Below are 18,400 nucleotides of genomic sequence, written 5' to 3'. Positions count from 1 at the left end.
ATTCCTTTCATGATTATGAACAGTGCTGTGTTTTAGACGAGTTGCCATCCGGCGGCGTTGATGCGTTCTTGCCAGAAATCGCGGTATTGACCTGGCTGGTTGACCAGCTCGTCGTGGCACCCGCGCTGGGCGATACGCCCACCGTGGGAGAGCACAATGATTTGGTCAGCTTGGCGAATGGTTTCAAGTTTGTGGGCGATGACAATCAGTGTGGAGCGCTTGCGTAGCTCGTTCATCGCCGCAACAATGTTGGCTTCATTTTCCGCGTCCAACGCGCTGGTGGCCTCATCGAACAGCACGATCGGAGCTTTCTTCACCAAGGCGCGAGCGATGGACACTCGTTGGCGTTCCCCACCTGACAGTGCACGCCCGCCAGCACCCGCCAATGAATTCCAGCCGTCTGGGAGGCGGTTGACGATTTCCGTCACGCCCGACAGGTCAGCCGCCCATCGAATCTCTTCATCGGTAGCTTCTGGGTTACCAAGGCGAATATTGGCCTCGAGCGTGTCATTGAATAAGTAGACGTCTTGGAAGACGAGAGACACCTGGCGCATCAGGTCTTCGATGGTTTGCTCGCGCACATCAACCCCGCCAACGCGCACGCTGCCGGACTGCACATCCCAGAAACGTGCAACCAACCGGGCGATCGTCGTCTTCCCGCACCCAGATGGACCAACCAGGGCACACATGCCGCCTTGCGGGACATGGAAGGAAATATTACAAAGAACCGGGGTGTCCGGATCGTAGCCGAAGGTCACATCATCGAAGCGAACATCACCAGGAGCGCTCACCGGTGTGGAGGTGACAGGTTCGGACAGTTCGGGAGCGTCCATGACCTTGTCGACGTGGTTCATCTGCTGGCGGCGTTCTTCCAGCCCGGTCATGCAGCCACCGATGTCTTGGAGCATGGTAGTGAACCGCAGGCACATGCCGATTGTGACCACGGCGTTCAGCGCATTCATCTGCCCGCCGAGGGCGAGTTGGGCGGTCAGCCAAATCATTACCACGACAAGCGCTTGGACGAACATTCCATTAATCAGGTTCGCTAATGTTTCGATCCACAATGCTTTGCGACTTTTGCGGTCAGCCTGTTTGAATGCCCGATCAAGGGCCGGGTAGTCGTCGGCGACATGGCAGGAACGCAGCGCGCCTTGGCAGGTGGCGAATTCGACCATGCGAGCCGCCAGCTCCGATTCGGCTGGTTCGGAAACCTGCTTACCTTTATCAAGAAGCACACGGGAAATATGGAGGAAGGCAAGCATGATCGGGAACGCAATTGTCAAGGTCAGTCCCAGCCGCCAATCCCAGAACCAGGTTCCCACAGTGACTACGAGCACGGCTGAGAGTTTTTGGACGAGGGAGAAAATGAAATGTGCCGCCGACTCGCCCAAGTTCATCATTTCCTGGGTGACCATGCGCGACAGTCGGCCAGAGCTACCCGAATCGAACACTCCCAACGGTAGGCGGGCTACTTTGTTACCTACTGCCTGGTGTACGTCGTGAATGAATCCGAGCGCGCCGATATAGCCGGTGCGCATGCCATAAAACTCGGTGCCTACACCCGCTACCGAGATCACCGCCAAGGCGATGAGCCAGCCCCAAAACGATAACCCCCACACCGGCATTCCGGTCGCTAGGGCACTTGCTGCGGGAAGCAGAGTCAGCAGGGCAAAGCCGTGACACAGTCCTGAGACCGCACCCCACGCTTGACCGACCGAGAGGTCTCGCCACGAGGCGGGTTCCATCAAACGCTTAAAGCGTGGCAGCAATAGTTGATTCATCGTGTCATCTCCTCGCATGCACCTTGGGCAAGAAGTGCCTGATAGTGCGCATTACCCAACAGCTCGTCGTGTTTACCGACCACAGCAATGCGCCCGCGTTCCATGACGACGATTTGGTCTGCCCCTCTGATCGAGGCCAGTCGGTGAGCGATCACAATCACGGTTCTGCCTTTGGCAAGAGTCGAGAGAGCTTGTTGGATTTTCGATTCCGATTCCGGGTCCGCCATCGCCGTCGCCTCGTCCAGCACCAATACTGGGGCATCAACCATGAGCGCCCGGGCGATCGCGATACGGGCTGCCTGCCCGCCCGAAACGTGGGTGTCCTCCCCCAACACGGTGTCGTAACCATCTGGCAGGCTCATGATGAACTCGTCGATCTGCGCTGCTCTCGCCGCCTGACGCACCTGATCCAAGGTTGCGTCTGGCGCGCCCAGGGAAATGTTGTTGTGGATGGTGTCGCGAATAAGTTGTGCATCTTGCAGGACGAATGCGACCGTCGAATACAACACGTCCTGGGAAATGCTCTTTAGATCAACCCCGCCGATAGTGATCGTGCCAGCGTCCGGGTCATCGAAGCGGGCCATCAAACTCGCCAATGTCGACTTCCCCGCACCCGACGGGCCAACCAGCGCAGTCACCGTCCCCTCCGGAATGCTCAGGCTCACCTCGTCTAATGCCTGGGTGTCGTCATAGGCATACGACACACCCCGAATCTCAATATCATGACCGTTTGGTGTCTGTGGCGCATCGGGCTGACTCAACGCCGGTAGCTCCATGACGTTCACCAGCCTCACTGCCGCAGACCCTGCGAGCTGGTACGACCAGGCGATGGTTGCGACTGCCATCAACGCTCCCGGCAGCACCAAGGCGATCAACGTCGTCGTTACCACTTCGTAGATGCTCACCCAACCGGCGTTCATCATCAACGCGCCACCGCCAAGGTTCACGATCAACAACACCGGGATCGACACCCACGAAAATGAGGCGACCGACATCGACACCAGCGGCATACACCACGCCCGGTAGAACTTAGAAAACTCGTTAGCTGCATCTAAATAGGCTTTATGTGCTTGGCCGACCTTGCCGAACGCTTTCACCACTGAGATACCGGCAACGAACTCGGCCATCGTTGCCGAAACCTGAGCGAGCTTGGTATCCATTTGCGCGGTCTTCTCATTCATCCCACGCATCGACATGCCATACATGCCCACATAAATCGGAATCGTCGCAATCGACAGCAACGCGAGTCGCCAATCCACCACAAACGCATAGGCCAACAAAGCGAGCGGGGATACGATCGCGTTCAGTTTCTCGATCGGCCCGTGCGCGATCACTGTGTGCACCGTGGCCGTATCATCCTGAATGGTCTTGCGGATCTTCCCCTCACCCTCGCGGGTAAACCACGACAGCGGAGCAGTCGACATTCGGGCGGCAATTTGCCGACGCATCTGATTACGCAACGACAGGTCAATAAAATGCGTCACGCCCAATGCAACAAAATATAAGGTCAACCGGGTCATGTATGCGCTGACGAGGAGCATGACAATCCAGTTCACCCGCGCCGGGTCCACCTGGTCTTGCATAAGTTCTCTGCCAAGCTCCACCAAAGCCACATACGGGGCAATAGCCAACACACCAGAGAGAAAAGCCAAAACCTGCGCGACGAACAGCTTGCCTTTCACCGGCTGCGATAGCTGACGGATCGCGTTCTGGCCAGCGACAGATTTTTCCTTCGCGGACCCATACTCACCGTCAACACCCTGATCCATTGCACTATCGTCCATGCAAACACCATCCTTATTAAGTAAGGCTAACCTTATCTAATTTCTGGGAGATGTACCTAACCGTGCACGTCAACCGCTACAACATCACCCTTGCAGGGTCATGCTCACCTGTTCACCGGTGCGGAATACGAACCGGATCGTATCCTCGCCTACGATGGCGTGATCAATGAGTGCGCTCCACTGTGAGGGGCGGAACTCGCTCACAGGTTCGCCCGCCAGATCGCTTAGGGCTGTAGTCACGGCCGCATGTTTGGCTGTCTTTGCTGTGATGTCGGCTTCGAGGCTTGTTTTGCGTGCGAGTGTCTTTCGGTAGGCAGTATCGAGTTCGGTGTACTTGTTTTGGTAGGCGTCTTGGTCGAGCGCGCGTTGCTGGTTTTCCGCTATCAGTGCTTCGATCTGCTCAGTGAGCTCCACGATTTTCGCCTGGCAGGCGGCGGCTTGTTCTTCCATACGGCTCGTATCAAACATGGAATCAAAGATTTGCAGTAGGTGGCTTTGTCGTGGCTGGCGGGCGATCAGTTGGTTGAGTGCTTGGACGAAAGCGTTCTTGATATGTTCGTCCTTCACAGTCGCGCTGCTGCAAGGGTGTCCGCCTGCGTATTTGTGGTTGCATTGCCAAACTGTGTACTTATATTTCGTGTTCGACGCCCACGTTTTACGCCCATACCATGCACCACACTGCGAACACTTGAGCCGGGTGGAGAACAAGCCGACCTTCGATGAGGATATGTTGCCGTGTCGGGTGGTGAGCTCGTATTGCACCTGATCCCAGATACGCGGAGCAATAATCGGCTCGTGATTACCCGACACATAGTATTGGGGCACTTCACCCTCGTTGACCTTCATACGTTTGGTTAAGAAATCCGTGGTAAACGTCTTTTGAAGCAGGGCATCGCCCTTGTATTTTTCATTCGACAGGATCGAGCGCACTGTCGACGTTGACCACACTTCTTTCCCGCGCGGGGTGAGAATCTTGCGGGCAGCGAGTTCGGTTTTAATCTCACTGATCGCCATCCCGTCAAGGAAAAGCTGGTAGATCAACCGCACGGTCGGAGCCTGGGTTTCGTCAATGACGAGGCTGCCACCCTCGCCTTTCTTATATCCGAGTAGGGATTTGTAGGGAACCATGACTTTCCCATCTTGAAAACGCTTCCTGTGCCCCCAGGTGACGTTCTCAGAGATAGAGCGGGATTCTTCTTGCGCCAGTGAACTCATGATCGTGATCAATAGCTCGCCTTTGGCGTCAAAGGTGTAAATATTCTCCTTCTCAAAATAGACCTCGACGCCTGCATCCTTGAGCTTACGCACGGTGGTCAGCGAGTCGACGGTGTTGCGTGCGAACCGGGACACACTCTTGGTGAGGATCAGGTCGATTTTGCCTGCCAGGGCGTCATCGATCATGGTTTGGAATCCCTCACGGCGCTTCATGGAGGTGCCAGAGATGCCCTCATCGGAATACATGCCCGCGAACCGCCAATCAGAACGTGAGCGAATATAGGTGGTGTAGTAGTCGATTTGCGCCTCATACGAGGAGGTTTGCTCTTCCATCTCGGTGGAAACTCGCGCATACGCGGCCACCCGTCTGCGTGCCGGTACACCAGATGAGGCCGCGGCAGATCGAAGCTTCTTTGTTGCGGGTATCGCTGTGACGGTGCGACTCATGCCAACCTCCCCTCACTGGTTAACCCCACTGATGCCATGGTTCCATCCGCGAGGTGGAATGTGAGCTGATGCTCGAAGGCTTCAATCATCACGATCTGCTCGCCAACCTGGACGGGGTCGAAACTTTTGGTGCCGAGCATGTCTGCGCAGGCGTGTTCGAGGAGTGTTTCGCGCAGGTTGTGCCCCCTACAGGGGTTTCCGTTCCCGGTGCAGGCACTCCAGCAGCGCCAAAACTTATATGAGGTTCCAGACTTGTAGGTGCGGGTTTTGCGTTGATAGTTCTTCCCGCACACGCCGCAACAGATCCGCCCGGTGAATACGCCCGTGTTCTTTGACGGGGTCGCCGCCGGACCCACCTCACGCCTGTACGCGATTTCTGCTTGCACCGCGTCAAACATCGCCTCGTCAATGATCGCTGGGAGGGCTTGCTCAACCCAGTATCGCGGCAACTCCCCGTCATTGAAGGAGCGTGTGGGTGCTTGGATTGTGGGGCGGTACATTTTCTGTAGCATTTGGCAGCCCTTGTAACGCTCATTTTCGAGCATGCGACGAAACACGGATCCGTAGAACCGTCCCCCTCCCCGAGAGCGTTTACCTTCGGAGTTGAGCATGCCAGCGGTCTTTTCCGGGCTGATCCCATCGAGATAATTGGCAAACAGTAAGCGCACGATCTTGGCTTCTTCGTCGATGATGGTGAACTGGCCGTTTGCCCAGTGGTAGCCATAGACAACGAAGGAGTTCGTGCCACCGTTCTTGTATCGGTTGCGGATTGCCCATTTGACGTTGTGGGATAGCGAGCGGGATTCTTCTTGGGCGAACGAGGCCAGCAAGGTTAGCAGCAGTTCCCCGTCAGCGCTAAGGGTGTCGATGCGTTCGCGTTCGAATCGTACGGCCACGCCAAGGTCTTTGAGCTCACGGACCGTAGCGAGCAGGTCGACAGTGTTGCGGGCCAGGCGTGAGATTGATTTACACAACACAAGATCGACACCCCCACTCCTGGCTGCGTCCATCAGGTCGGCCAGGCCTTGCCGGGATTTTGTTGACGTGCCGGTTATACCCTCGTCGGTAAACACCCCTACATAGGCCCATCTGGGTGTGGATTGGATCAGGCGCGAATAATACGAAACCTGCGCCGATAGGGATGCTAACTGCTCGACGGCGTTGGTTGAGACCCTAGCGTATGCTGCTACGTTGACCAGTTTCGGGGCAGGCGGCCGAACTGGTGTCACCACACTAACTTGTGCCACGTTTTCTCCTTTCGCGTTAGGTCTATACACGCTCTAAACCAGGTGTTTATCCAGTCGTTTCGCCCACAATCTGTGGTTGATAGATCGGGCTCCAGTCCTCCCACAACAGCCGATAGGCATGTCGATACTCTGAAGGTGTGAGCATGCCCCGATCTGCCAGCATGCTTAAGACGTGAGCGTCCGTGATGAAGGCGAGTTCTCGGGCGAACACCTCAGGCTGTGTCATCTGATCAACCCGAGCGGCGAGCGTGCTCATGGTCGTCCGCCACGTGTGCCGAATCGGGCACGCACATAGCAGGCGTGACAGCAAAACTTTTGACCTGGCTTGTCCACGATCGCGAAGCGGCGTCCGCAGTGCGTACAGGTCTGCTCGCGCACAGGCTCGGTTTTCTGCCGTTCCCGCCACGCTTTATGCCTGCAGGCGGGCGAGCAAAACCTAGCCCGAGCTGCTCCCTGTATAGGGCTGGCACACCAGTGGCACACGCACCAGGCCACCACCAACCCAGCCTCAAGGTTTCGGCTGGTGCAGTATGAACGGACCTGGTCACGGGTCAGGCCGCAAAACTCGGCAATCGCTTTATACCCCCAGCCCGCCGTGCGCAGGTTACGGATACGTTGTTCATCAAGATCATTCACAGTGGGGTCACTCCCTTCACCCCACTGCCGACAAACCCCCGATTGTTAAATCCGTCCGTAAAATGACGAAAAGCCCCGCCACCACCGGCTCCCCGAAAGTTGGGAAGTCACAGTGCTGACGGGGCTAAGTTCGTTGACCTCTAGCTGTTAGTAGCCGAGCTTGGCATTCACTCGCGCTTGGACCGCGTTGTAGAGGTTGCCCAAGCGGCGCTTACGTTCCTCACCATTGCCGTACTCGCCACGGATCACGGCGTCAGCGAGGGCATCAATGTTGGGCCCAGCAGGCTTCGCTGGCGCGTTGCCAGAAAGCTTCTCATTGACTCGCTGTTGGACAGCCGCGTAGTTGGCTCCGAGGCAACGCTTACGCTCATCACCGTTCCCGTACTCGCCACGAATGACAGCGTCAGCCAATGCGTCGATGTTCGGCGCTGCAGGAACAGGAGCTGGTGCCGGGGCTGTGCCGATCATCTGGTCATACCAAGACTGGGCGCGAGCCATGTATGCGGCGTGCTGGGAGCCAGCAAGAGATGCCGGACAGGCCGTAGCAGAGAAGTCCTTGTGCCCGAACACGTTCTTCCCCCACTGAGGTCGGCCGAGACCGTAGAACTTGCAAACGGCCGCGACGAGGTGTGCACCGTTATCAAGGCACGCCTCGGATACAGTCCATGGATCACTGGTCATGTCGGCGTGTTCGATGCCAATACTGGTGGTGTTGGCGGCAAAGTTTCCTGCATGCCAGGCGGTATCCCGGTCCCATACGAGCTGGCCTATGCGTCCGTCGGTTTGGACTTGGTAGTGGGCGGAAGCAGGACGGGTTTGCCACACGTCGTAGCAGCCCCTGATGGTGAGGTTGCCTGCGTTGTGGTGGATGATGACCTTATCGATCCGCCTACCGTTCCTGCCGGGCGTGTAGTGCTTGTTCATGATGAGGTCGATATCGGCCTCAAGCGCGAGCCAATTCTTCATCAGTGAATCTCCTTATCTGTTGTGTTTTCAATTGTCGTTTCGGTCAGGGGTGGTCGTTTGTCGGCGCGGTTAGCGATCGCATCAAGCGCCCCACGCATTTGGGATGGGACGGGCAGGCCGAGGCGGGTGGCGTTCTCCACCAGCGAGATGCCTTCGTTGGACAGGTAGAAGAAAATGACCGCCGCGCGAAGCACGCCGGGTGCTCCGAGGACGTGGACGTCGATCAAATGGGCGAGGCCGACGAGAGTGAAGATGAGGATTTTGCGGCTGATACCTCTAAAACCGACGGATGAACTGAGGCGGCGTTCGTTGATGGCGGCCAACACGCCGGTGATGTAGTCGGCGATAGCGAAGACGATCAACGCGTAAACCAAACCGTCTAAGCCGCCGAGGTAGGCGGCGAGCCAAGCACCGACACCGGCGATTCCGGTTTGGATGGCGTGCCAGATGGCGTGTATAGACATGGGTATTCCTTTCGTGGGCATAAAAAATTGCCCACACCCATCTGGGGTGAAGGCATCAAAAAAATCGGTGTAGCACTGGACTACATGGTTGGGTCAGTCAAGACCTCCAAGATCGGCAGGCTCAAGTCGAACGAAGCTACCTGTGGTGCTGGGAGTTCTTGGACTTCGATAGCCTCTGCTGGTGGTGCAGGCGTGGCATCGGACTCAACTGGGACGATCGGTAGCTGCACTTCTTCGCTAGACGTTGACTCATCAGCGGAGACTTCGGTGAGTTCTTTGTTCTCGTCTTCGGTGGTCATTGGCCACCCTTGGTGATCGCGTCGTAAAGGACGTCATAGGCTTCAGCCGCTTCGCCAGAAAGCTCACCCTCATAGCCATCAAGAAGCTGGCGGATGTCTGCTTCGTGGCCGTCGTAGGTTGGGCCGGAGACTTCCGCAACCGAGGCCAGCAACTCGGTACGTGCGTCAAGGAATTCACTGGCCTTGTCAGGGTCAGCGAGGACGAACGTGCCATCGTCCGCAAAGACGGGGCGGCCGTTCTCGCCGAGGGTCGCGTAGTGAGTGACGAGGTCGTATTCGTCTTCCCCGAACCGTGCAATCGCTTCCTTCACTAGCGTGAGGAGTTTCGAGCGCGCCCTGGATTGAGTGGCTTTGAGCGGCATATTGGTGAGTAGGTCTGCGATGGGTTGCAAATACTGGTTGGCGAGCATGATCTTCATCAGTGTTTCCTTTTCTATGCGAGGTTGGTGGACATGGCCGATAAGCCAGTGTTGGAGAAGTACCGCCACGTGATGTTCGACCCGGTTCCGGAGATGGATGTGATCCAGCCTTGATTGAGCAGGCTGAGGATCGCGTTCATTCGCGACATCAAATCTTTGGTGCGGTCGAATAGGCGGGTCATGTTGTAATACGAGCCGTTAGTGACCACCATCAGGTCATAGGTGTGAAACACGATCTTCGACAGCCCGCTTGGCCCCACCCAGCCCGAATAGGTTCCCTTGCCCGTCAGCGTGCAGTCCTGCAAGGTCACATACCGTGAGCCCGTCGTGTAGAACTTGTAGCCACCTGTTCGCAGATCGGAGCCGAGGTGGATACCTGCCTGCCCGTAAAACAGGCCTTTCGGGTCAAGGGTGAGACAGGTGTAGTAGGTGCCGCCGTCTGCCTTCTGGTAGGTCCAGGCCACGTAGTCGCCTTTGTAAGCAAGCTGGTTCACGATGCCTTGCACATTCGGCTTGTCCTTATGAGCCCGCCGAGCAAACTCACCGATATACCTAGTGCCGTACCAAAACTGCATACCAGCGCTCGTAATCTTGCCCTCCAGGGTGGTCCCGTCATACCAAGCGATCTGATACGGGGTGATGCGGATAGATTGCGTCCAGCCTGCCAGGCCTACTTGGATGGCGTTGGTGGCGAGCTTGTCCGCCGTAATCGACCGCGCGGCGATCCTGCCTGCGCTGAGGTAGCCGGTAGTGATCTTCACAGCATCCAGCGAAGCAATCTTGGCCGATGTGACCGCAGCGTCTTTGATCATCGCGTTAGTGATGTATCCGTTGGCGACTGTGAGCTTGTCGGAGGTGATTGAACCGGCTGCGATGCGTGCAGCCGATAAGGTACCGGTCGTAATCTTGTTCGCGGATAGGCTGCCAACCTTCGCATCCGTGATCGCCGCATTCGAGATCATCGCATTCGTAATAAACCCATTGGCGATCGTCAGCTCGTCCGAAGTGATCGAGCCGGCAGCAATCCGTCCAGCAGCGAGATAGCCCGAGGTGATCTTGTCTGCCGACAGTGAGCTGATTTTCGCGTTGGTGATCGCGGCATCAGCGATGTGTGCGGTGCCGATGGCGGCATCTGCGATGTGTGCTTGGCTGATCGCTTTCGACCCGATCATCGCGCCACCCACCGGTGTTGGTTCCCATTGGTTGTTGGTGAGGATGTATTGGCGGGCGATCACGCCATCGGCGCGCACTTGCCACAGCGCGCCCTCCGGCCTGCCAGCCGCGTCCGCTACGCTCGGGTCAACAACGGCAACCGTGAGCCGCCCATCCGAGGTAACCGCAACGTCGTGGGCATCCTGCGCCAACTGGGTAGCACCAGCGGCTGCGGTCTTGGCCTGGTCGATCTCGACCTGCGCCGACGCCATCTGAGTGGCGACAGCATCGACGGCGGTTTGTGCGTCTTGTGCGGCGGCGAGGGCTTGGTCGACCTCTGCGCGGGCGGCGTCGAGTTCGGCCTGCACCTGGGCATGGTTCAGATCAGTAGCGAGTGCCACCCAGCCCGGTTGCCCGGTGTCGGTGAGCCGGTAGATCCAGATTTCGGTTGTTTCGCCGTTGCTTTTAAACCATGTGTCACCCAGCTGCGCGGTGGCGGGTTGGGTGCTGCCGTAGTGGTTGGTGTTCTTCCCATCCGCACTAGCCAACGCGAACCCGGCCGCATCCGACGCAGCCACCGCCGTACTCATCGCAGACTTCACCTGCCGGGTGACGGACGTGAACTTCCGAGCTACGGTTCCAAGTTCGAGCGAGATGTATTGACCTGAGAGTGGGTTGTATTCGTAAGCGACCACCCGTGCCGTGAGCGCAACACCAAGATCAGCGTGGCGGACGGTCACGGTATCGCCAATCTCCACGGTCTCTAGCCGCGCAAGATCAGCGTATTCACGGGTTTGTGAAAGGTCAGTGAAGCGGATCTTGTACGAGCCAGACGGCTCATCCACATGTCTCGCACTGAATTCCGCTGCCGCCAGACGTCGCAACTGCGCGTGTGCTTGATCGAGCGGAAGCTCGCCTTCACGTGGGTTGTCTTTATCAGTGATGGCTTTGACTTGTCCGTAGCGGATGACGCGGATACGCGGCACCACATAATCACCCAACTTCGGCGAATCCACATAGAGCTCAGGCAAGAGTAGACCGTCGTAGCCGACCGGCAAAATCCGCGTCACCACCGTCGAAAAATCAATAGATGATTCGAAGCCAGTGAGGTTCTTGCGGTCACGAATGACCACCCCATGGTTGGCTCCGCGCATGGGCGCGTGATGGATATGGAAATTATCGCGGGCCAGTTCCCCGCCCCAACGCGAGATGAGCGTGTTGTCCTCGCCGGTATCCATGAGAGCGGCGGCGATGGGCATGCGCACCACCCGAGCACTCGCCCGAGTCGTGGTGTCGGAGCTGGTGGCGGTGAACCTGTGGGGCGTGTTCGCAGCACCCAGCAGCTGGTCGAGTGCAGCCTTGGCGGTCTTGTTGACCACGTAGGTGTCGGCGATGAGGTTCGCAGCCAGATCATAGAAGACATGAAACGCGCTCACTTCGAGAAAGCCGTCAAGGGTGGTGACAACCTCGCTAATACGGAACCCCTGACGTTGCTCCAGCCCTGGCACGGGCGCTGCCACAATGTTTTCCACTACGAGGTACGCGGCTGAAGGGTCGTCTGCCGGGTAGGTGAAGGTCAGGGAGAATTCGCCACCTAGTTCTTCGACCACGATCGGGCTGATGATCTCCCGATCCAAGACTCCTAGCCCGGTGGCGGTGAATGTGGTGGCGGTGCGGTCGTGAACCGTAATCATGAGGGTGCCTTCCAAACAAAACAATTTGGCCACCCCACGAAGGGATGACCATCGGAACTTGCGTGAGTTGGGTGTTAGGGGTTGCGCCAATTCGGCACAATGACCACTTTCGAGATACCAGCGCCGAGCGTGATCCGATTGACCCCAGGCTTGAAGACTGGGAATGCTTCACTGAGTGCGTCGGTCTGGACTTTCCCGTGGGCGTGTGCGACGAGGCGTTCGCTGTCGAGCGTGACGGAGCCTGCTGGTGAGTTCACGTGATAGACGCGCGCATTGATCGTCAGCGAGAGCATGCCCGTGCCTGTAACAGTGATGATCGGAGCCGCATCAAGAAGTCCTGGGTTAGTGATCGTCCCCGACTCCAACATCGTCACCGGTGCGAGCCCACTCGTAAGGTAAGCGAAGGGTTGGCAGGTGAGCCGCGCGGTGAACAGCCCCCACCCCGACAGCTCCCGACGCAATTCCGAGACTTCGCAGTGCTTAACCTTCCGATACACACCCGACTCACCAGTGAACGCGATCGTGGACGCGTCCGTGAGGTGGTGGGCGGCTCTTCGATACTGGTCGAGACCGCCACGGATAGGAACGGCGAGGTCAAGCTCAATCTCGGCATCCTCCCAGCCCGTGTACCGGGTCAGGGTGCCTGCTCTGCCCTCGACCTCAATATCATCCACCGCACGGACAGCTGCTGGAATCGCAACCGGTGCCGTGAGTCGCAGCCCAAGCGACGTAGAGGTCACCGCGCTGTTGAGGGTGAAGCCAAACATGATCAGTAGCCTCCTGCCATCACGGTCTGCCTGCGGTCCAGGCGCGCGAGTTGTTTATCGAGGGCGGGTGCGAGTTTGCCCACCAGCGTCCCATCCGAGAGCGTCACGCTAATGTCCAGCGAGGACAGGATTCGCTTCGCCGTCGCATCAACAATGCTTGCCACATCCACACGCTCCGCTACTTCATCGGTGCTTCGCTGAGATACAGTCACGGGTTGCGGGGTGAGATCAACGGCAGGTACCTGCAGGTCTGCCATCGTCTCGATCGGTACATGAAGCCCGTCTTCAAGGTCGCTGAAGGCGTCCATCGTGTCACGCGCGAGCCCAGAAGCGGCGGTGACGGCCTTGTTGCCGTCGGTGCGGATGGATCCTGCGAGGCCTTCGACGAGCATCCGTCCTGCCCACGCCATCTTGCGTGACGGTGAGTGGATGCCGAAGAAGCCGGTGATCGAATCCCAAATCCCGCTCGCCCAATTCGAGACCCGATTCCACAACCAGCCCGCCAAGCCTTGGATGCCATTCCACAGGCCATAGACGAGGTTCTTACCCGCTTCAGCCATCGCTGAAACACCCTGGCCAACGGCAGAGACGATGCCGGTAATGATCTGTGGGATTGCTGCGACGATCGTCGTGATGATCTGGGGCAACGCCCGCACGAGTGCCGTGAGGAGTTGGATGCCTGCTTGGATGAGTTGCGGGATAGCCCCACCAATCGCCGACACAATACTGGCGATAATCTGCGGCAGTGCTGCCACGATCGTTGTAATGATTTGCGGCAGGTCACCAATCAACGCCGTCAGTAGCTGGATCCCTGCTTGGATGAGTTGCGGGATTGCGCCGACCACGCCGCCCACGATCGCGGTAATAATCTGCGGCAAAGCCGCCACAATCGCTGTGATGATCTGCGGCAACGCACCGATCAGAGCCGTTAAGAGTTGGATTCCTGCTTCGATGATTTGCGGGATCGCACCCACAAGGAACGTGACGATGCCGGTGATGATTTGTGGGAGGGCTTCGATGACGACAGGGATCGCTGCGATGAGGCCTTCGGTAAGTCCGGTGATGAGCTGCAACGCCGCATCAAGAAGCAATGGCAGGTTATCGACCAGGCCCTGCACCAAAGCCATGAGCATCTCCACCGCAGCCGGAACCAGTTCTGGCAAGGCTTCACCGATACCAGAAACTAGGGTGGCGATGATCTGAATCGCAGCCTCCAACAGCGACGGCAACGCTTCGATGATCGCTTCCACCAGCGTGATAATCAGCGTCACCGCTGTTTCCGCGACCTGCGGGAGCACCTCGATGATGCCCTCTAACAATGCGGTGAGAATGGACATGCCGGTTTCAACGACCATCGGCAACTGCTCAGCAATAAACCCGAGAGCTTCCTGTAAGACGGTGCCGAGGGTGTCGATCAAGGCGGGTGCGCCGCCTTCTTCAAACGCTGCCGTGAGCTCATCGATCCACCCGTTGACCATCGGCAACACCGACCCAGCCAACGCCTCCGACAGACCACCAGCCAACAACCCCTTGAGATTTTCAACCCCATCCTGCATCGTCGCCAACTGGCCGCTAAAGGTCTGTGATTGGGCGTCCATGGCCCCGTAGAAACGCCCGCCTTCAGCAGTAGCACTGGCGAAGGCGTCAGCTACCATGTCAGCGCTGATTGCGCCCTTGGCCATATCCTCCTTGAGCTCACCAATGCTTTTGCCGGTCTTGCGGGATATTTCCTCCAGGGGGTTGAATCCGGCGTTGATCATCTGCAGCAAGTCCTGACCCGTGAGCTTGCCGGTCGAGGACATCTGCGCGAACGCAAGTGTCAAGGACTCCATCTTCACCGCATCACCTTGGGAGATGTCGCCGATTTCGTTCAGGTGCTTTTTCGCATCCTCAAGGCTCATTCCGAAGCTCAGGAGGGTTTGCATGTTGCCCGCGAGGTCCTCCATACCAAACGGAGTCTTCGCCGCCTCAACCTTCAAATCATTCACAAGCTTCTGAGCTTTGGCTTGGTCACCCAGCATCGTCGTAAACGACGTGGAGTATTGCTCCATACGCGCGTTGTATTCCACGCCTTCTTTGAGGGCTCCGGCCATGCCGCGACCAATCGAGGCGATCGCATGCCCGATTCCTTTGACTCCTGCGATGATGGCTTCGGAGGCGAGATTGGCTTTGAGCACGTCGCCGAAAATGCGGGTCTTGGAGCTGGTGGTGTCCATCTCGTCGCCGAGGTCATCCACCGCACCCTCGAGTTTGCCCGCATCTTTGGCAGCGCCCTTCGCATCATCTCCCGCGCCGTCTGCCTCGTTCCCGAAATCGGACAGGGCGTCGTTATTCGATTTGAGTTCGCTCTCGAGACGGTTGAGCTCAGCGCCTGCGTTGTTGAGCTGGATCTGCCAATTCTTCGTCCGCGAATCATTCTCACCAAAGCTCGTGGCGGAGTTTTCGAGTGCGGCGCGCAGGGTCTCGATCTTGGCTTTCTGCGCCTCGATCTCTTTACCGAGCACTTGGTTACGGGCGGTGAGGGCTTCGGCGGACTTGTCGTTCTTATCAAACGAGGATGCAACAAGCTTCATCTCACTGCCGAGCACCCGCATCTCACGGTTAATATCCGTGATCGCGCGCTTGAACTCGCGCTCGCCCTCAAGCCCAATCTTCAAACCAAAACTGGAGTCAGCCATGACAAAGTCACCTCCTCGAAGGGATAATGAAAAGGGATCAAATTGCTAAGCGAAGGGGGACGCTATGGACATGAGCTCGGAAGATTTCGGTGCAGTTCTTGGCGAACTAATCGTTCCAACACCCTTATCTGACATATTCGAAGCTCGTTATCCTCAAAACGACAACGACCGCTGGTGGTTTACCACCCGGATGCATTGCGCTGGATTTTTTGTTTCTAAACCCGTTCAAGTAGATGCCTGCGATAAGCGCAATAAGCACTTGCTAATTGCAAGTAAGACTTGGAGGGGAATGAAACGGCCAGAGATGTATCTTTGGATTCTTGAAGCTTTAGGCCTACAAGAGGAAGCAAAGGCACTCTCTGATCTCCTGCATGCGGAGCTCGATAAAGGCGAATGCGACTTGAATACCCTTGTGGAAATAGCGAAGGGCGTATTTAACTGGGAAAAGGTCGAAAAAGCTGCACGTAAGGAATTTGATCGTCTCGTGAGTGAATCACCCATGTCACATCGACCCATTTAGATCCCTGCGGGGATGATGTCGTCGATGAACCAGTGACGTAGCGGCTGGGCTCTGCCGGTTTCTAGCCGCCAGCAGTCGACCAGATCCAACAGTTCCCCGAACACGGTTAAGCCCACCTCTACCCGTGATAGGTGGAGGTGGGCCATTCCAATGTAGGTCAGCCGCGTGAACACAGCCTGATCGTTGTCGACTATCCGTCCGCTTCTGGTGCTTTTGGGGCTGGCTCGGTCAGGATGTCTCGGCGTGTGCCGCGCTGGAGAGCTTCGGCAATCGCGCCACGATAATCCGCCAGATCAGCAGGCACAGTCAGTAGTTCAACCTCGTCCTCACTCAGCTCTGGGCGCTTGTCGTCTGGGTGGCGGTGATTATGGATCTGGATGGACTGGTTGGCCAGTAGCGTGATCAACCAAATCACCTCACCCAGTGTCTTGCCCAAATCATCAGACGTTTCGAGGGCGTTGCCCAGATGTTCGAGTCCGCCATAATGCTCGGCAATCAGACGCGTGGCTTTCGTGGTGAGCACGAGCTCGTAGTCCTCCCCGCCAATGGTGACAGTGGCGGAACGGCCAGGTTCAACAACAGGATCTTTCTTCTTGCTGGTCATCGCTTGGTACTCCTTGCTCGTTAGCTTGTAGCGGGTTCGTAGACTTGGGCGTACCAGCCGGTAATCGTCTCAGGCTTGACCCCGGTGCCGCCCTCTAGCACTTCGGCCTTCCACGGATGCCGCCCCTTCTCATCTGGCTTGTTACGCCGCAAAATCGTGCCCTCAATGCTCGGAGTGGAGAACGTGATCGAGTCGGCTTTGGTGGCCAGCGTTTCGGTTGGCAGGGCGAACTTGACCCGGTAGAGCCAAAAATACTGATACTTACCGTTGGAGCGTGCTGCTCGGAACCCGATCGCCACCGGAGCCCCGCCATCTTCTGAGGCGGAGATGAGCACGCCGTTGGAATCCACGGTCGCGCCAGTGAGGGCTGCGGCTGCTTCACCACCAAGATCATCAATCCCCAAAGTGAGGGTTCCGGATTTGAATTCCTTGACGATCTCAGAAGGGCCGTCATCGGCATACAGAATTGCTTCGGCCACTTCGACGCTCAGTTCTGCGGAGATGGCTTTGGCCAGCGGTTTGGGTTTCGCGTAGGTTTCCTCACCCGTGTCAGGGTTTTCAGTGATGGTGGCGTAGTAGAGCTTGTCTAAACCAATCGTTGCCATGGGGAGTGTCCTTTCAGAGTGCGTGGTGGGTTGCGACGTCTATCGCGTAATGGTGAAATCCGGTATCAGCTTCGAAGCCGACATAGCTGCGGGCAGTGATCGTTAATCCTGCGTCGAGCAGGGCGCGGGTAATGAGGTTGCGCAGGTCGAGATAGTTAGATTTCGTGAAAAGTGCGAGGCGAACTTCCTCAACCTCGATACTGGGTTGATTATCTGCGAACACGTCGAACATGTCTGTCAGTGGGGTTGCCACGAGATACGTCTGCGGCGCTGGCGTGGTCGTGTAGAGGCTGACTTCGAACGGCAAACCAAGCTCGTCAGCGATCGTCGTGAGCTGTTCGAGGAGTGCGGTCATGGCCCCACCTGCTCAATCCGCGCTGTGAGCGCTGTTTTCATAGCCTCGATAGCGCCCCGCCTTGTTTGTGACCGTGTGGGTGCAAGAAATGGACGTGCAGGCTGATCACTACGGCCGTGTTCGAGGACGTTGGCGATCAACGCATTCGACCGTCCGTCTCGGCGGTTCTCAGCGAAGCCGACCTTAATGTTGTAATCACCTCGACTGTTTACTTTCACCGAGGTTGTGCCCAACGCTGCGAGTAGTTGCCCGGTTGAGCGTGAGGGCTGCTTGGTGGCCCGTCCGATCGCGCCCGTGAGGTTGGCTCGCATACGCGGCTCAACCACCGCAGCCCCAGCTTGCAGAACCTCATCAGCAGATGTTTCGAGCACACGGCTGGCAGCGTCGAGGGAATCAATAAACGCGTTCGGCAAGCGAATCTGCACTCGAGCCATCAGTTTCTTCCTTCGGGTGTGGTCTGGTGGGCAAGAATCTCGACATACCTGCCGATCACCTCAACTGCGTCAATCACATACCGCCCATCCGGGCCACTGATCTCCATATCAGCGGTCACGGATAGTCCGGGGACGGTGCGGATACGGAAGAGGACGTCGGCCTGTGAGTATGCTGCGCGGTTCACCCACGCTCCGCTGGCGTGCCGCACCTCGATCTGCGCCCGTATGGTCGCTTTGATCTCGTAGCGTGTGGTGGTGAACCCCGCCTTATCCCGAACAACCGTCGGCTGTATAAGGTCGATTGTGGTGCGCATGGATCCCAAAGAAGCCATG

At 57.5% G+C, this 18,400-nt stretch carries 19 protein-coding genes; 1 reads left to right on the top strand and 18 read right to left on the bottom strand.

The features are described from left to right. Positions 1–32: 32 nt before the first annotated feature. The 12 genes from QS713_RS00670 to QS713_RS00615 all read right to left on the bottom strand — a co-directional run bounded on the left by QS713_RS00670 (position 33) and on the right by QS713_RS00615 (position 15,549). Positions 33–1,781, bottom strand: coding sequence for an ABC transporter ATP-binding protein (locus QS713_RS00670; protein ID WP_285470745.1), 1,749 nt, complete (start codon positions 1,779–1,781; stop codon positions 33–35). Then, entirely contained in the window at positions 1,778–3,565 is a 1,788-nt protein-coding gene (locus QS713_RS00665; RefSeq protein WP_313271607.1) for an ABC transporter ATP-binding protein, read from the bottom strand. The genes QS713_RS00670 and QS713_RS00665 overlap by 4 nt, the downstream gene beginning before the upstream one ends. A gap of 84 nt (positions 3,566–3,649) precedes the next feature. Continuing rightward, positions 3,650–5,227 (bottom strand): recombinase family protein, encoded by a 1,578-nt coding sequence (locus tag QS713_RS00660; RefSeq protein WP_313271605.1) that lies wholly within the window; start codon positions 5,225–5,227, stop codon positions 3,650–3,652. After that, positions 5,224–6,474 carry a recombinase family protein gene (locus QS713_RS00655; protein WP_313271603.1) on the bottom strand — a complete coding sequence of 417 codons (1,251 nt, stop codon included), beginning with the start codon at positions 6,472–6,474 and terminating at the stop codon, positions 5,224–5,226. The genes QS713_RS00660 and QS713_RS00655 overlap by 4 nt, the downstream gene beginning before the upstream one ends. A gap of 46 nt (positions 6,475–6,520) precedes the next feature. Further along, positions 6,521–6,880 carry a hypothetical protein gene (locus tag QS713_RS00650; protein WP_313271601.1) on the bottom strand — a complete coding sequence of 120 codons (360 nt, stop codon included), beginning with the start codon at positions 6,878–6,880 and terminating at the stop codon, positions 6,521–6,523. Between the two features lie 377 nt (positions 6,881–7,257). Beyond that, positions 7,258–8,076 carry an N-acetylmuramoyl-L-alanine amidase gene (locus tag QS713_RS00645; RefSeq protein WP_219585294.1) on the bottom strand — a complete coding sequence of 273 codons (819 nt, stop codon included), beginning with the start codon at positions 8,074–8,076 and terminating at the stop codon, positions 7,258–7,260. Further along, entirely contained in the window at positions 8,076–8,540 is a 465-nt protein-coding gene (locus tag QS713_RS00640) for a phage holin family protein (RefSeq protein WP_313271600.1), read from the bottom strand. The genes QS713_RS00645 and QS713_RS00640 overlap by 1 nt, the downstream gene beginning before the upstream one ends. 80 nt (positions 8,541–8,620) lie before the next feature. Further along, the gene (locus QS713_RS00635; protein ID WP_313271598.1) at positions 8,621–8,839 is read right to left on the bottom strand and encodes an acetyl-CoA carboxylase; all 219 of its coding nucleotides are present in this window, start codon (positions 8,837–8,839) and stop codon (positions 8,621–8,623) included. Continuing rightward, positions 8,836–9,258: a DUF1617 family protein gene (locus tag QS713_RS00630; protein WP_313271597.1), complete on the bottom strand. Its 423-nt coding sequence runs from the start codon at positions 9,256–9,258 to the stop codon at positions 8,836–8,838. The genes QS713_RS00635 and QS713_RS00630 overlap by 4 nt, the downstream gene beginning before the upstream one ends. Positions 9,259–9,272: 14 nt before the next feature. Then, the gene (locus QS713_RS00625; protein WP_313271595.1) at positions 9,273–12,104 is read right to left on the bottom strand and encodes a phage tail spike protein; all 2,832 of its coding nucleotides are present in this window, start codon (positions 12,102–12,104) and stop codon (positions 9,273–9,275) included. Between the two features lie 74 nt (positions 12,105–12,178). Further along, positions 12,179–12,871, bottom strand: a complete 693-nt coding sequence (locus tag QS713_RS00620) for a hypothetical protein (RefSeq protein ID WP_313271594.1) — start codon at positions 12,869–12,871, stop codon at positions 12,179–12,181. A gap of 2 nt (positions 12,872–12,873) precedes the next feature. Next, a complete protein-coding gene (locus QS713_RS00615; protein WP_313271592.1) occupies positions 12,874–15,549 on the bottom strand; it encodes a phage tail protein in 2,676 nt (891 codons plus the stop codon). A 70-nt stretch (positions 15,550–15,619) separates the two neighbouring features. On the opposite strand from QS713_RS00615, the gene QS713_RS00610 reads away from it, so the two are divergent. Then, positions 15,620–16,069, top strand: coding sequence for a hypothetical protein (locus QS713_RS00610; protein ID WP_313271590.1), 450 nt, complete (start codon positions 15,620–15,622; stop codon positions 16,067–16,069). Here QS713_RS00610 and QS713_RS00605 read toward each other — a convergent pair. From QS713_RS00605 to QS713_RS00580, 6 genes are read right to left on the bottom strand one after another with little or no spacing between them, the layout of a single operon-like run. Next, complete coding sequence (locus tag QS713_RS00605) at positions 16,066–16,242, bottom strand: hypothetical protein (RefSeq protein WP_313273810.1); 177 nt, start codon at positions 16,240–16,242, stop codon at positions 16,066–16,068. The genes QS713_RS00610 and QS713_RS00605 overlap by 4 nt on opposite strands. A gap of 17 nt (positions 16,243–16,259) precedes the next feature. Beyond that, complete coding sequence (locus tag QS713_RS00600) at positions 16,260–16,673, bottom strand: hypothetical protein (protein WP_313271588.1); 414 nt, start codon at positions 16,671–16,673, stop codon at positions 16,260–16,262. Between the two features lie 20 nt (positions 16,674–16,693). Beyond that, the gene (locus QS713_RS00595; protein WP_313271587.1) at positions 16,694–17,278 is read right to left on the bottom strand and encodes a major tail protein; all 585 of its coding nucleotides are present in this window, start codon (positions 17,276–17,278) and stop codon (positions 16,694–16,696) included. 13 nt (positions 17,279–17,291) lie between these two features. After that, positions 17,292–17,633, bottom strand: a complete 342-nt coding sequence (locus QS713_RS00590; protein ID WP_313271584.1) for a hypothetical protein — start codon at positions 17,631–17,633, stop codon at positions 17,292–17,294. After that, positions 17,630–18,067, bottom strand: a complete 438-nt coding sequence (locus QS713_RS00585) for an HK97-gp10 family putative phage morphogenesis protein (protein ID WP_313271582.1) — start codon at positions 18,065–18,067, stop codon at positions 17,630–17,632. The genes QS713_RS00590 and QS713_RS00585 overlap by 4 nt, the downstream gene beginning before the upstream one ends. Then, positions 18,067–18,399 (bottom strand): phage head completion protein, encoded by a 333-nt coding sequence (locus tag QS713_RS00580; protein ID WP_313271580.1) that lies wholly within the window; start codon positions 18,397–18,399, stop codon positions 18,067–18,069. Before QS713_RS00580 ends, QS713_RS00585 begins: the two co-directional genes overlap by 1 nt. Position 18,400 lies beyond the last annotated feature (1 nt).

The organism is Gleimia hominis (assembly GCF_032085515.1).
GTDB classification, from domain to species: Bacteria; Actinomycetota; Actinomycetes; order Actinomycetales; family Actinomycetaceae; genus Gleimia; species Gleimia hominis.
Note: the sequence above shows the minus strand (reverse complement) of the source record. Positions and strands in the feature narration are given on the sequence as shown.

What these genes read in the sequence shown, in the direction of transcription:
- QS713_RS00670 (WP_285470745.1), bottom strand. Translation starts at nt 1,781, where the DNA reads ATGAATCAACTATTGCTGCCACGCTTTAAGCGTTTGATGGAACCCGCC.
- QS713_RS00665 (WP_313271607.1), bottom strand. Translation starts at nt 3,565, where the DNA reads ATGGACGATAGTGCAATGGATCAGGGTGTTGACGGTGAGTATGGGTCC.
- QS713_RS00660 (WP_313271605.1), bottom strand. Translation starts at nt 5,227, where the DNA reads ATGAGTCGCACCGTCACAGCGATACCCGCAACAAAGAAGCTTCGATCT.
- QS713_RS00645 (WP_219585294.1), bottom strand. Translation starts at nt 8,076, where the DNA reads ATGAAGAATTGGCTCGCGCTTGAGGCCGATATCGACCTCATCATGAAC.
- QS713_RS00640 (WP_313271600.1), bottom strand. Translation starts at nt 8,540, where the DNA reads ATGTCTATACACGCCATCTGGCACGCCATCCAAACCGGAATCGCCGGT.
- QS713_RS00635 (WP_313271598.1), bottom strand. Translation starts at nt 8,839, where the DNA reads ATGACCACCGAAGACGAGAACAAAGAACTCACCGAAGTCTCCGCTGAT.
- QS713_RS00630 (WP_313271597.1), bottom strand. Translation starts at nt 9,258, where the DNA reads ATGAAGATCATGCTCGCCAACCAGTATTTGCAACCCATCGCAGACCTA.
- QS713_RS00625 (WP_313271595.1), bottom strand. Translation starts at nt 12,104, where the DNA reads ATGATTACGGTTCACGACCGCACCGCCACCACATTCACCGCCACCGGG.
- QS713_RS00620 (WP_313271594.1), bottom strand. Translation starts at nt 12,871, where the DNA reads ATGTTTGGCTTCACCCTCAACAGCGCGGTGACCTCTACGTCGCTTGGG.
- QS713_RS00615 (WP_313271592.1), bottom strand. Translation starts at nt 15,549, where the DNA reads ATGGCTGACTCCAGTTTTGGTTTGAAGATTGGGCTTGAGGGCGAGCGC.
- QS713_RS00610 (WP_313271590.1), top strand. Translation starts at nt 15,620, where the DNA reads ATGAGCTCGGAAGATTTCGGTGCAGTTCTTGGCGAACTAATCGTTCCA.
- QS713_RS00600 (WP_313271588.1), bottom strand. Translation starts at nt 16,673, where the DNA reads ATGACCAGCAAGAAGAAAGATCCTGTTGTTGAACCTGGCCGTTCCGCC.
- QS713_RS00595 (WP_313271587.1), bottom strand. Translation starts at nt 17,278, where the DNA reads ATGGCAACGATTGGTTTAGACAAGCTCTACTACGCCACCATCACTGAA.
- QS713_RS00590 (WP_313271584.1), bottom strand. Translation starts at nt 17,633, where the DNA reads ATGACCGCACTCCTCGAACAGCTCACGACGATCGCTGACGAGCTTGGT.
- QS713_RS00585 (WP_313271582.1), bottom strand. Translation starts at nt 18,067, where the DNA reads ATGGCTCGAGTGCAGATTCGCTTGCCGAACGCGTTTATTGATTCCCTC.
- QS713_RS00580 (WP_313271580.1), bottom strand. Translation starts at nt 18,399, where the DNA reads ATGGCTTCTTTGGGATCCATGCGCACCACAATCGACCTTATACAGCCG.